At 72.6% G+C, this 13,450-nt stretch carries 8 protein-coding genes and 1 pseudogene; 4 read left to right on the top strand and 5 right to left on the bottom strand.

Annotated features, from left to right (window positions below; genetic code table 11):
• The first annotated feature begins 13 nt into the window (after positions 1-13).
• From ACVDFE_RS33385 to ACVDFE_RS33375, 3 genes are all read left to right on the top strand, one after another.
• Positions 14-1,405, top strand: a complete 1,392-nt coding sequence (locus tag ACVDFE_RS33385) for a sigma 54-interacting transcriptional regulator (RefSeq protein ID WP_458433313.1) — start codon at positions 14-16, stop codon at positions 1,403-1,405.
• Positions 1,402-3,327, top strand: coding sequence for a vWA domain-containing protein (locus tag ACVDFE_RS33380; protein WP_458433312.1), 1,926 nt, complete (start codon positions 1,402-1,404; stop codon positions 3,325-3,327). Before ACVDFE_RS33385 ends, ACVDFE_RS33380 begins: the two co-directional genes overlap by 4 nt.
• Before the next feature lie 508 nt (positions 3,328-3,835).
• Complete coding sequence (locus ACVDFE_RS33375; protein WP_458433311.1) at positions 3,836-3,997, top strand: hypothetical protein; 162 nt, start codon at positions 3,836-3,838, stop codon at positions 3,995-3,997.
• On the opposite strand, the pseudogene ACVDFE_RS33370 reads toward ACVDFE_RS33375, so the two are convergent.
• Positions 3,940-4,221 (bottom strand): annotated as a pseudogene (locus ACVDFE_RS33370) (DUF4240 domain-containing protein); the annotation flags it as partial. The gene ACVDFE_RS33375 and the pseudogene ACVDFE_RS33370 overlap by 58 nt on opposite strands.
• A gap of 463 nt (positions 4,222-4,684) precedes the next feature.
• On the opposite strand from ACVDFE_RS33370, the gene ACVDFE_RS33365 reads away from it, so the two are divergent.
• Positions 4,685-5,497, top strand: coding sequence for an SCO6745 family protein (locus tag ACVDFE_RS33365; RefSeq protein WP_458433310.1), 813 nt, complete (start codon positions 4,685-4,687; stop codon positions 5,495-5,497).
• On the opposite strand, the gene ctaD is transcribed toward ACVDFE_RS33365, so the two are convergent.
• Genes ctaD through ACVDFE_RS33345 form a run of 4 tightly spaced genes read right to left on the bottom strand, consistent with a single transcriptional unit; the run spans position 5,498 to position 13,375 of the window.
• Positions 5,498-7,261 (bottom strand): aa3-type cytochrome oxidase subunit I, encoded by a 1,764-nt coding sequence (gene ctaD, locus ACVDFE_RS33360; RefSeq protein ID WP_360387233.1) that lies wholly within the window; start codon positions 7,259-7,261, stop codon positions 5,498-5,500. It lies immediately after the preceding gene.
• 36 nt (positions 7,262-7,297) lie between these two features.
• The gene (locus tag ACVDFE_RS33355) at positions 7,298-8,623 is read right to left on the bottom strand and encodes an esterase/lipase family protein (RefSeq protein WP_458433309.1); all 1,326 of its coding nucleotides are present in this window, start codon (positions 8,621-8,623) and stop codon (positions 7,298-7,300) included.
• Positions 8,620-12,534 carry an AAA family ATPase gene (locus tag ACVDFE_RS33350; protein ID WP_458433308.1) on the bottom strand — a complete coding sequence of 1,305 codons (3,915 nt, stop codon included), beginning with the start codon at positions 12,532-12,534 and terminating at the stop codon, positions 8,620-8,622. The genes ACVDFE_RS33355 and ACVDFE_RS33350 overlap by 4 nt, the downstream gene beginning before the upstream one ends.
• Before the next feature lie 58 nt (positions 12,535-12,592).
• Positions 12,593-13,375 carry a slipin family protein gene (locus ACVDFE_RS33345; protein ID WP_360387239.1) on the bottom strand — a complete coding sequence of 261 codons (783 nt, stop codon included), beginning with the start codon at positions 13,373-13,375 and terminating at the stop codon, positions 12,593-12,595.
• Positions 13,376-13,450 lie beyond the last annotated feature (75 nt).

Raw genomic sequence — 13,450 nt, 5'->3', positions numbered from 1 at the left:
TAGCGTCATCGGGGTGACCCAGAACCAGGCCCGCACGGCGGGCGAGCTGCGCGCCGCCGGGCACCGGCCGCGCGGCGTCAAGACCGAGATCCGCGAGAACCTGCTCGCCGCCCTGCGCGAGGGGCGCAACCCGTGGCCCGGCATCGTCGGGTTCGACCGCACGGTGCTCCCGCAGCTGGAGCGGGCGCTGCTCGCCGGGCACGACGTCGTCCTGCTCGGCGAGCGCGGCCAGGGCAAGACCCGCCTGCTGCGCACGATCGTGTCGCTGCTGGACGAGTGGACGCCCGTGATCGAGGGCTCCGAGCTGGGCGAGCACCCGCTCGACCCGATCACGCCGGAGTCGCGCCGCCGGGCCGCCGAGCTCGGTGACGACCTGCCGGTGGTGTGGCGGCACCGCGACGAGCGGTACGCGGAGAAGCTCGCCACTCCGGACACCTCGGTCGGCGACCTGGTCGGCGACGTCGACCCGGTGAAGGTGGCCGAGGGCCGGTCGCTCGGCGACCCGGAGACGATCCACTACGGCCTGCTGCCGCGCGCCCACCGCGGCATCATCGCCATCAACGAGCTGCCCGACCTGGCCGAACGCATCCAGGTCGCGCTGCTGAACGTCATGGAGGAGCGCGACATCCAGGTCCGCGGCTACACGCTGCGGCTGCCGCTGGACGTGCTGCTCGTGGCCACCGCGAACCCGGAGGACTACACCAACCGCGGCCGCATCATCACGCCGCTGAAGGACCGCTTCGGCGCCGAAGTGCGCACGCACTACCCGCTGGAGGTCGACGCCGAGGTCGACATGGTCCGCCAGGAGGCTGAGCTGGTCGCCGAGGTGGGCGACCACCTGCTGGAGATCATCGCCCGGTTCGTGCGGCACCTGCGCGAGTCGTCGTCGATCGACCAGCGCTCCGGCGTGTCGGCGCGGTTCGCCATCGCGGCGGCGGAGACCGTGGCGGCCTCCGCGCTGCGCCGGTCCGCGCTGATCGGCGAGACCCCGGCCATCGCCCGGCCGATCGACCTGGAGTCGGTGCCGGACGTGCTGCGCGGCAAGCTGGAGTTCGAGGCGGGGGAGGAGGGCCGGGAGGACGAGGTCCTGGTCCACCTGCTGCGCCGCTCGATCGCCGACACCGCGCGGGCCCGGCTGGCCGGGCTGAACCTGCGGACGCTGGCCGAGGCCGTGTCCGACGGGCACCCGGTGGCCACCGGCGACCGCGTGCACGCCGGCGACCTGCTGGCGGCGCTGCCCGAGCTGCCGGTGCTGCACGAGGTGGCCGCCCGGCTGGGCGCCGGCCCGAAGGACCCGCCCGGCCGCATCGCCTCGGCCGTGGAGCTGGCGCTCGAGTCGCTCTACCTGACGCGGCACCTGTCCAAGGACACGTCCTCCGACGACGACCGTTCGGTGTACGGATGAGGTACCGCTACGGACGCTGGGGCGGCGGCGCGGACCCGCTGGCGCCGCCCGTGGACCTGCGCGCGGCCGTGGACGAGCTCGGCCGCGAGATCATGGAGGGCGCCTCGCCCAACGCCGCCCTGCGCGAGCTGCTGCGGCGCGGCGTCGACGGCACCCGCGGCCTGGACGACATGACATCGCGGCTGTGGCAGCGGCGGTCGTCGATCCAGCGCCGGCACCGGCTGGACGGCACGCTGCAGGAGGTCCGGCGGCTGCTGGACGAGGCGCTGGAGGCGGAGCGGCGGGCGTTGTTCCCCGACCCGTCCGACGACGCCCGGTTCCGCGAGGCCCAGCTCGACGCGCTGCCGCAGGGCACCGCCGCGGCCGTGCAGGAGCTGTCGAACTACGACTGGCGCTCCCAGGAGGCGCGCGAGGCGTTCGAGCAGATCCGCGACCTGCTCGGCCGCGAGCTGCTGGACCAGCGCTTCCGCGGCATGAAGGAGGCGCTGTCCAACGTCGACTCCGAGGACGTGCGCCGCATCCAGCGCATGCTGCGCGACCTGAACGAGCTGCTGACCGCGCACGCCGCGAGCTCACCGGACACGCCGCGGCTGTTCGACGAGTTCATGCGCAAGCACGGCGACTTCTTCCCGGAGAACCCGCGCACCGTCGACGAGCTGGTCGACGCGCTGGCCGCCCGGTCCGCCGCCGCGCAGCGCATGATGAACTCGATGACCGACGAGCAGCGCGCCGAGCTGTCCGCGTTGTCCCAGCAGGCCTTCGGCGGCATCGGCTCGCAGCTGTCCACCCTGGACTCGCTGCTGCAAAGCCTGCGCCCCGGTGAGGACTGGACGTCCTCCGCCCGGTTCCGCGGCCAGGACCCGCTCGGCCTCGGCGAGGGCGCGCAGGCGATGGCGGACCTGGCCGAGCTGGACGCGCTGGCCGAGCAGCTGGCCCAGTCCTACCCCGGCGCCCGCTTGGAGGACATCGACCTGGAGGCGCTGGAACGCCAGCTGGGCCCCGAGGCCTCCGTCGACGCCCGCCGGCTCGCCGAGCTGGAGAAGGCCCTGCGCCAGCAGAACATCCTCGAACGCGCCCCGGACGGCTCCCTGCGGCTCACCCCGAAGGCGCTGCGCCGCCTCGGCGAGACCGCCCTGCGCGGCGTCGTCGACCAGCTGCGCTCCTCCCAGGGCTCCCGCGAGACGGTGTCCGCCGGCGCCGCGGGCGAGCTGATCGGCTCGACCCGCCCGTGGCAGTTCGGCGACACCGAACCGTGGGACGTGCCGCGCACGCTGCGCAACTCCGTGCTGCGCTCCGGCTCCATGAAGCTGGACGTGGTGGACCTGGAGGTCGCTGAGACCGAGCACCGCTCCCGTGCCGCGGTCGCGTTGTGCGTGGACACGTCCTGGTCGATGGTGCAGGACGGCCGCTGGGTGCCGATGAAGCGCACGGCACTGGCCCTGCACCACCTGATCCAGACCCGCTTCCGCACGGACGCCCTGCAACTGGTCACGTTCGGCCGCTACGCGGAGGCCGTCGACATCGGCCAGCTCACGGCGCTGGAAGGCGTGTGGGAACAGGGCACCAACCTGCACCACGCCCTGCTGCTCGCGGGCCGCCACGTCCGCCGCCACCCCGACGCCCAGCCGGTGGTCCTGGTGGTGACCGACGGCGAACCCACCGCCCACCTCGAACCCGAGGGCGACGCGGAGTTCAACTACCCGCCCCTGCCCCGCACCCTCACGAAAACCCTGAACGAGGTCGACTCCCTGGCCCGCCTGGGCGCCACGATCTCGGTCTTCAAACTGGGCGACGACCCCCGCCTGGCCGCCTTCGTGGACATCGTGGCCCGCCGCGGCCGCGGCCGCGTGGTGTCCGCCGACGAGGACGGCTTGGGCGCCGCGGTGGTCAGCGACTACCTGACCTCCCGCCGCCGCCGCTGAACGGTCCGCCGTCGAGGCCGCACACGACCGCGTGCGGCATCGGCGGCAGGACGCAGTCCACCTGAGCCTCGGCGGCGCTGCTGCGTCCACCGAGACCGACGGCGCGCGGCACGCTGCGGCGGGCTGCTCGAAGCCGTGGTACGCGGCGGGCCGCCGAGCCGGGTGGTGCCGTGGTGGGCCGGGTTGGTGCCGTGGCGGGCCGTCGAAGCCGAACCAGTCGCGCTTCGTGGACCGCCCAGCCGGGGTGTTGAGGCCAGCCGACCGGGTCCGAATTTGACCGTCCCGGCAAGCCAGCCGCCATGCCCGCGCGGGCCGAGCCCGCGCGCACCGAGGTCGTGCACCTCGTGGTGTCCGCGTGGGCGCCTGATCGTCGGCGCTGCACCCCGCAGCGAGCTCAGCAGTCGTCAGTAGCCGTAGAGGGCCGCCAGGCGGGGCAGGCGGCGGGCGATCTCGGCCTCGTCGTCGAAGTCGAACGACCAGTCCGGGTCGAGCTTCCGGGTAGCGGATCGTGAACGCGTCCTGCGGCAGGCGCATGCCGGTGGCGGTGAGGTGGGCGTCCCAGGCGATGCTCAGGGCGCCCTCGCACTCGAACTCGTCGCCCGACCCGGCGGCCGCGACCACGGCGGGCAGGTCGGCCAGGGTCTCCGGGGAGGTGGCGGCGGCGTGGTAGACGTCCTCGCCCTGGGTGAGCAGCCAGCCGCGGAAGTAGTCGAAGCCGTCGTCGGAACAGCCGCCGTTGATCACGTAGGCCGCGGCCCACAGGGGGTTCCGGTACGACAAGGCCATCACGTCCCACAGCGCCTGCTGCGCCGACACGATCTCGGCGGGCGGGAGTGCGGCCAGGCGGGTCTTGGCGGCGGCGACCACGGCGCAGCAGTCGGACGGGTCGGGCACGTCGGCGCGGGCGTCGGCGATCAGCTGCCAGAAGGTCTTGAGGTCCACGTCGCTGAGCTTGGCAGAGGGGTCTGACAATTTCGGACGGCCGCAGGACAGCGGCTGAGTTGCCGCTGCGCTGCCGACTGGGCACCGTTAGGCGGCCGCTGGCCAGCCGAGCGGGCCAGCCGACCGGGCCAGCCGACCGGGCCAGCCGAGCGGGCCAGCCGAGCGGGCCAGCCGAGCGGGCCAGCGGAGCGGCCCCGCCTCGACCGGCCCCGCCTCGACCGGCCCCGCCTCGACCGGCCCCGCCTCGACCGGCCCCGCCTCGACCGGCCCCGCCCCGACCGGCCCCGCCCCGACCGGCCCCGCCCCGACCGGCCCCGCCCCGACCGGCCCCGCCCCGACCGGGCCACGTCCACCCTCGCCCGGTGAGCGCGAACTCACCCGCCGGAATTCCACGTCGTGCGGCTAGGTTGAGAGGATGATCAGGAACCTCTGGCGCTCGCTCGAAGCCGTGCACGCGATGATCTACTTCGCCCCCCAGGCGGCCCGGCGGTACACCGAGGCCGGGCTCGACCGGCCCGGCGGGTACTTCGCGTCGCGGGCCGCGGCGCTCGGGCCCGTGCCGGCCGAGGTCGTGATCGCCACCTTCTACAACTTCAACCCCGAGCTCGTGCGGGCCTGCGTCCCGGCGGTGTGGGAGAAGGTCACGCCGGCGCGGATGATCGAGCTGCGCACGGAGGCCGTGGAGGAGGCGTTGCGGCCGGTGCTGCCGGAGGACCTCACGGAGATCACCGCGCTGGCCCGGCGGGCTGCCGAGCGGTCGGCGGAGATGCCGTTCGGGCGCACGTTGTTCGCGGCGCACGCGAGCCTGCCGTGGCCGGAGGACACGTTGTTGCAGCTGTGGCACGCGCAGACGTTGCTGCGCGAGTTCCGCGGTGACGGGCACCTCGCGGCGCTGCTGCAGGAGGGGCTCACTGGTTTGGAGGCGCTGGTGCTGCACGCCGCGTCGGGGGAGGTGTCGGGGGAGGCGTTGCGCAAGACCCGCGGCTGGTCGCAGGAGCAGTGGGCGCAGACCGCGGAGGTCCTGCGGGAGCGCGGGCTCGTCACGGCCGAGCAGGCGCTCACCGACGCGGGGCGTGAGCTGCGCCAGCGCGTCGAGGACAACACCGACCGCATGAACGCACCCGCCTACGACGTGCTCGGTGACGCGGAACGGCAGCGGTACGTCGAGCTCGGCGCACCGCTGGGCAAGGCCGTCCTGGAGGCCGGTCTGCTGCCCGGCCGGCGCTGATCAGCCGGTCTCGTCCTCGCGGTGGGTGGAGGCGAGCGTCTTCTCGGTCACCTCGTCCTGGCCCACCCGGTGCTTTCCCGGGTGGGTCAGCGAGAAGTGCGCCTCCTCCCGCATCCGCTCGACCATGTGCGGGTAGTGCAGCTCGAACGCGGGCCGCTCCGAACGGATGCGCGGCAGCTCCGTGAAGTTGTGCCGCGGCGGCGGTGAGGTCGTGGCCCACTCCAGCGAGTTGCCGTAGCCCCACGGGTCGTCCTGCGGGGCCGGGTCGCCGTAGCGGTAGGAGCGGAAGACGTTCCACACGAACGGCAGCACGGACGCGCCGAGCACGAACGAGCTGATGGTCGAGAACGTGTTGAGGAACGTGAAGCCGTCGGTCGGCAGGTAGTCGGCGTACCGGCGCGGCATGCCCTCGTTGCCCAGCCAGTGCTGCACCAGGAACGTGCCGTGGAAGCCGAGGAACGTCGTCCAGAAGTGCAGCTTGCCCAGCGACTCGTTGAGCATCCGCCCGGTCATCTTCGGGAACCAGAAGTAGATGCCCGCGTAGGTGGCGAACACGATGGTGCCGAACAGCACGTAGTGGAAGTGCGCCACCACGAAGTACGTGTCGGACACGTGGAAGTCGATCGGCGGTGAGGCCAGCAGCACCCCAGTCAGCCCGCCGAACAGGAACGTGATGAGGAACCCGATGCCGAACAGCATCGGCGACTCGAACGTCAGCTGCCCCTTCCACATCGTGCCCGCCCAGTTGAAGAACTTGATGCCGGTCGGCACCGCGATGAGGAACGTCATCAGCGCGAAGAACGGCAGCAGCACCGCACCGGTGGCGTACATGTGGTGCGCCCACACGGCCACGGACAGCATCGCGATGGCCAGCGTCGCGAACACCAGGCCCTTGTAGCCGAACAGCGGTTTGCGGCTGAACACCGGGAAGATCTCGGTCACGATCCCGAAGAACGGCAGCGCGACGATGTAGACCTCGGGGTGGCCGAAGAACCAGAACAGGTGCTGCCACAGGATGACGCCGCCGTTGGCCGGGTCGAACACGTGCGCGCCGAGGTGGCGGTCGGCGGCAAGGCCCATCAGCGCCGCGGTGAGGATCGGGAACGCCAGCAGGATCAGCACGGACGTCACCAGGATGTTCCAGGTGAAGATCGGCATCCGGAACATCGTCATGCCCGGCGCCCGCAGGCACACCACGGTCGTGGTCATGTTGACCGCGCCGAGGATCGTGCCCAGGCCGGACACCGCCAGACCCATGATCCACATGTCAGCGCCGACGCCCGGCGAGTGCACGGCCGAGGACAGCGGCGTGTAGGCGAACCAGCCGAAGTCCGCCGCGCCACCGGGTGTGACGAACCCGAGCACCACGATGATGCCGCCGAACAGGTACAGCCAGTACGAGAAGGCGTTCAGCCGCGGGAACGCGACGTCCGGCGAGCCGATCTGCAGCGGCAGGATGAAGTTCGCGAACCCGAACAGGATCGGCGTCGCGTACAGCAGCAGCATGATCGTGCCGTGCATGGTGAACAGCTGGTTGTACTGCTCGTTCGACAGGAACTGCAGTCCCGGCCGGCCCAGCTCGGCGCGCATCAGCAGCGCCATCAGGCCGCCGATCAGGAAGAACACGAACGACGTGGTCAGGTACATGATCCCGATCTGCTTGGGATCGGTGGTCCGGAAGAGCGACAGGAAGTAGGACCCCTTCGGCCGGGCGCGCGCGGCACCCGGATGGGGCACTACCGGTGTTGGCTTGATCGTGGTCATCGCGCCTCCTCCGTGACCGGACAATCGTCCTCCCGGTCAGACGTCCCGGCAATCCGCGACGAGCACCGCCGAGGTCACCGGCACCACCGGAGCACCCACCGCGGTGCCGCTGACCTGCACGTAGTAGGCGCCGGGGGCCAATTCACCGAATTTCGCGGTCATGGTCTCGGAGATCGCCGGAACGCGTGCTTCGACCTGTTTGCCGTTCTCGTCCAGCAGCGCCACCTTCACCGCCCTGGCCGGCGTGTCGCGCAGCTCGACGGTGACCTCCAGCTCCTCGCCGACCAATGCCAGGTCGGGCACGCTGACCTGCGGTTCGGTGGCGACGACGGTCCTGGGGACGATCGTCTTCGAGGTCAGGAACGACTCCACCATGTCCAGCACGGCCGCGTTGTCCTGCAACGACGTGTGCTGCTCGGTCACCCGGTGCAGCGTGTTCGACGACAACGCCAGCCCCTTGCGCGCGGCCCCGACCATCGGCACGGTCGCGTCGCCGTAGAGCTCCTCGCCCTCATAGGTCCGAAGGCAGGTCACCTTGCCGTCGGCGATCTTCACCGTCGTGGCCGTGGGCTGTTTGCCACCGAGGATCGCGTACGTCTTGTCGGCGAACGAGTCGGTCAACGCGCCGTGGAACGCCATCGCGTCCGCGACCATCTTGGTGTCGACCTCGGGCAACGTCAGCTCAGTGGTCTTGAGCAGGCCGTCCGGCGACTCGATGCACGCGTACTCGGGCAGCAGCTGGTGCAGCGACGGCAACGACCGCGCGAACCCGGTCAGGTCGGCTGCCAACGGCCCGAGGCCCTTGCGCACGCCGTTGACCAGCTGTTCCAGTGCCATCGCCGCGCCGCGGTAGGGCGTGCCGATGGTGATCAGCTTCGCGGTCCGCTCGGCCATGCCGCACTGCTCGACGCACCACCGCGCGACGAGCCCGCCCATCGAGTGGCACACGAAGGTGACCTTCGCGTCCGGTCCGAGCCGGTCCAGCGCCTCGTCCACGCGCCGGGCGAGCAGCGCGCCGTTGTACCGGTTCGACAGCCGCCAGTCGTAGGCGAAGAGCAGCAGGGTGCCCTTCTCGGCGGTGTAGCCGAGCGAGCCGAGGCGCCGGGTGAGCCGGTCGTAGCCCTTCAACGGCGTCCAGATGCCGGGGACGACGTGCAGGTCGGCCATCAGCGCGACCGGCTCCACGCCGTCGCCGGGGTGCTCGTCACCGATCCCCTCCGGCAGCGTCAGCCGCCGCAGGCTGCGGCCGAGCGACAGCACGGCGCGCAACGCGGCCCTGCCGGAGACCTCCCAGACCATGCCGTCCTCGTCCCGCAGGGTGCTGCCGAGGATGCCGGGCAGGACGACGACGAGATCGCTCATGATGACTCCTCGGCGAGCTTGCGGATGAGGGTGAGCAGGGCCGGGTCGGCGGGCACCAGGTAGGTCAGCTCGTGGATCCACGCCAGGCGCCGGTCCGGGGACGGCAGCGCGAGCCGGTCGTCACCGGCCCTGGCCCGCGCGACCACCCGGTAGAGCGCGGCCAGCGGGTGCGGCCCCAGCGCGACGACGGCCTGGGTGAGCGCCTGCGGGGACGCGCTCGCGGCCAGCCCGCGCAGGACCTCCACCACCCGCGCCGGGTCCTCCAGCGCGGTCAGCACGGGGTCGAGCACCTCGGTGTCCTCACTCGCCAGCAGCAGCAACGCGTGCGCCGGCCGGTTGTCCCGCACAGTGTGCAGGACCTCCTTGTCGAGCAGCTCGTCGCGCCGGGTCGCGAGCAGCTCGCGGCGGCGGGCAGGGCCGGCGTCGGTGAACTCGTCGGCGAGGCTCGCGAGCAGCCACGGCCGGTACGCCGGTGCCACGCCCTGCGCCTGCGCGGTCCTCCGCCGCGACTGGATGACCTGCGCCTCGATCAGGCTGGTGCCGTACAGCGCCTCGGTGACGGCGACGTCCGCGCCGGGCGACAGCAGCTCGGGGTGCGCCAGCAGGACCGCGCGCTCCTCGGCGTACGACCGCGCGAACACCCACCGGCGGGCGGTCGCGAGCAGCTCGCGGTCCACCGTCAGCCAGTCCGGTGCCGTGTCCCACGGCCACGGCTGCCCGCAGGCACGGGCGGAGTCGTGGTGGCGGCGGGCGATGTCGTGCACGTCGTGCAGCGCCTGCCGGGACTGGCCGACGTGCGTGAGCGCCTGGCACAGCCACGCCGCCGCCGCCGGGTCGCCCGCCGTGGTGGCCGCCGCGCGCAGCATCAGCAACGTCGCCAGGTGCGGTCCGGTGAACCGCGCCACGACCCGTTCCCAGGCCTCCTCGACGATCTCCGGCCGGCCCAGCCGCGCGCAGACCACGTCGAGCGTGAACAGCGCCGCCGCGAGCGTCGACAGCCGGTGCTCGTGCTCGGGCAGCAGGCACACCTCGACCGTCCGCAGCCCGGTCACCAGCGCCTCGCGCGGTTTCTCGGCGTCGCGCTGGCGGCGCATCAGGTTGTGCAGGGCATGGCCGTGGACGCGCAGCCCGTCGGCGAGGTCGGCGGCCTTGCGGGCCGAGCTCAGCGCCTCCTCGGTGCGGCCGACCATGCTGTAGGCGACGCTCAACGCGAGCGCGGCGTCGGCGAGCTGCGGTTCGAACGCCGCGTGCCGGCCGAGCGTGCCGTTGATGTCCGCCGCCTGCTGGGTGGTGCGGTCGGCGTCGGACAGCCGGCCCAGCGACAGGTAGTCGCGGCTCAGCTCCACCAGCGCGGTCACCAGGTCCGCCAGGTGCAGCGGGTTCGTCTGCGCCAGCGCGCAGTACAGCTCGACGGCCTGCCGGGAGCGCTGCATCGCCTCGTAGCGCCGCCCGGTGTCGCTGCACCGCGCCGCGAGGCACACCATCGCGCGCGCCAGCGGGGCGTCCGCGTCCACCGCCGCCACGGCGTCGCGCGCGGTCGACAGCGCCTCGTGGCGGCGCCCGAGCATCGCGTAGACCTCGCTCAGGTCGACCAGCGCACCGCTGAGGTGCGCCGCGTACGTCTGGTTCTCGCCGGGATGGGGTGTCGTCTTCGCGATGCGCTGCGCGAGGCGTTTGTGCGTCAGGGTCTCCGCGGTGGTCGGGGTCGCCGCGACCAGCTCCCGGTAGCGCACCACGGCCTCCTCGGCGGGCGCCACGGCCTGTTGCAGCCGGCCGGCCTCGCGGAACCGGGTGCCGAGCCGGTTCAGCACGAACGCCAGGTCTGCCAGGTACATCCGCGCCGCCGGCACGAGCGCGCGGAAGTGGGCCGCGGCCTCCTCCAGCGGTTCGACCGCCTCGTCGCCGCGGCCCCAGTGCGCCAGCTCGTTCGCCGCCGCCGTCGCCGCGAGTGCGATGTCCGGCAACAGCATCCGGTTCGCAGTCGCCAGCTCGCGCAGTGCGCTCAACGCCTCGTTGCCGGCGTGCCCGCAGTGCCGCCACGCGTACTTCCACAGGTAGCCGGGCACGTCCGGCGGCACGCCCGCCTCCAGCCGCTGCCGGTACAACCGGATCAGCGCGCACGCCACCTTCTCCGCCCCCGGCGCGAACACCCGGTCGTGGCCGGGGGTGAACTGCGGCCGCAGGTGGTCGGCGAACGTCTGGTGCGTGAGCTTGAAGACGGCCGTGCCCTCCTCGCCGTCCTGCACGATGTGGCGGCCCAGCTCGGTGAGCACCGCGGTGATGTCGTCGCGGCCGAACCGCTCGCCCGACAACGCCTCCGCGACCGCGCGCCACTCCTCCTCGGGGAACCCGGCACCGTAGCTCCACGTCAGCGCCGTCAGCAGCGGCCGTGCGGCGGGGACCTTCGCGAGCTCGCGGTCGAACGCGGCGACCAGCGACAGCCTGAGGTCAGCGCCGCCGTCGGACAGCAGCTGGTCGGTGATCATCCACGCGGTCAGGAACGGGAGCCGCGCCAGCTCGTCCACGGTGGACTGCGGAGCGGTGGGACCGAGCCGGGCCAGCACGTACTCGCGGACGTCCGCGGCGCTGCCGGCGTCGTCGAGGTCCAGCACCTCCACCGGTGACAGCTCGGTCAGCAGCGGCGCGCCGCCCACGACCCGGTGCGCCTGCCGCGTCGACACCACCACGACGGCGTGCTGCGCGAGCTTGGTCAGCAGCGACGTGGCGATCGAGAACGACTCGCCGCGCGCCTCGTCCAGGCCGTCGACGACGAGCACCGGCGGCTCCGGGAGCGCGCTGACCACGCCCACCAGCTCGGCGGCACCGCGCCGCGGTCCCTCGGGCGCCGGGACCAGGCCCGCGGCGACCAGTTGGCGGCTGAGCAGGTCGGCGACCCGGTCCGCGTCCATCGCGCGGGCGTGCACGGCGGCGTCGACCGAGTCCTGACCGGGGTCGGCGTGCCGGAACGGCGGTCCGCCGGAGAGCAGCAGGTCGCGTTCGGCGGCGTTGGACAGGCTCACGACCCGGCCCACGACCGCCGACTTGCCGCTGCCGGGCGACCCGGTGACCACCCGCAGCCCCGGCACGCCCGACCGGACCCAGCCGACGACCCGGTCGACCTCGGCGGTGCGACCGGCGAACCACGACCGGTGGTCGGCCGAGTCACCGCCGCGCGCGGCCAGCAGCAGGTGCTTGACCACGGTGTCCGGCGCGTAGAGGGGGTTGGGGAGCATCGGCTGCGCCGAGCCGTACTGCACGAACCGCGGCCGTTGCACGTCGCTGTCCCACGCGTTCAGCAGCGCCGTGCCCACCGTGCCGCCGTCCACGAGCGACGTGCGGTCGCTCCACCGCCACACGTCGGAGTCCGCGCTCGGGCCCCCGCGCAGCAGCCTGCGCAGCCGGCCGCCGAACAGCCCGTCGCGGGCCGTCTCCACGCCGGAGCACGACACCAGCACGCCCGCCCAGTGCATCTGCCCGGTGAGCAGCTGCTCCTGCATGTCCGCGATCGTGCCGAGCGCCTCGTCCAGCTGGGTGCCCGAGTAGCAGGCGTCGACGACCACCAGCACCTGGTGCGCGCCCGACGCCGCACACCACAGCACGAAGTCCTCGACCGCGATGCCGTCGGCGCCGCCGTCGTTGTCGCGGGCCAGCAGCCTGAGCTTGCCCGCGACCGGCACCGCGTGGCCGCTGAACAACGCCACCAGGGCGCCACCGTCCTGCGGGGTGCGCCGCACCGCCTGCATGTGCGCGCGGACCTCGGCCTCGGTCGGGTCCGCCAGCGGCTCGCCCTCGTAGCCCTTCAGGAGCGCGCGCAGCTCCAGCACGTCGCTCACGGCGTGCTGCAACGGCTGCAACAGCTCGTAGGAGCTGACACCGATGCCGACGAACCTGCCCCTGGCCTTCTCCCGCATGTCGGTCGTACCCCCTGCCCGGACGTCGTTCGCGGAACAGCGGCGTTACGCCGTTAACTCACTCGGGCGAACGGCGGGGGAGCGGTTCGCCCGTGTTCTTCTCCAGGAACCGCAGCAGCTCCACGGGGAACGGCAGCACGAGCGTGGAGTTCTTCTCCGCGGCCACCTCGACGATGGTCTGCAGCAGGCGCAGCTGGAGCGCCGCCGGTGTCTCCTGCATGCGGCCGGCGGCCTCGGACAGCTTCTTCGACGCCTGCAGCTCGCCGTCCGCGGTGATGACGCGGGCCCGCCGCTCGCGTTCAGCCTCCGCCTGCCGCGACATCGAGCGCTTCATGCTCTCCGGCAGCGCCACGTCCTTGATCTCGACCCGGTCGATGTCGATGCCCCACGACAGCGCGGGCGTGTCGATCATCAGCTCCAGGCCCTGGTTGAGGTTCTCCCGGTTGGACAGCAGGTCGTCGAGCTCGCTCTTGCCGATGATCGACCGCAGCGACGTCTGCGCGACCTGCAGCATCGCGAACCGGTAGTCCTCGACGTTGATGACGGCCTTGGCCGGGTCCTGCACCTTGAAGTAGACGACGGCGTCCACGCGCACGGTCACGTTGTCGCGGGTGATGCCGTCCTGAGCGGGCACGGGCAGCGTGACGATCTGCATGTTGACCTTGCGCAGCTGGTCCACGCCCGGCACCAGCATCGTCAGCCCCGGCCCGCGCACACCCTCCCGGAGTCGGCCGAACCGGAACACGAGCCCCTGCTCGAACTGCTTGATCACGCGCGCGCTCATGGCGAGGCCGATGGCGCCGAGCGTGACGAGTCCGCCGAGGACTTCGAAGATGACCATGAGACCCCGCCTCCACTCATCGGCGAATTCCCCGATCTCCCACGGTACGCCCCTACGCGCAGGTCACGGTCGCGG

Source organism: Lentzea chajnantorensis (genome assembly GCF_054300775.1).
Note: the sequence above shows the minus strand (reverse complement) of the source record. Positions and strands in the feature narration are given on the sequence as shown.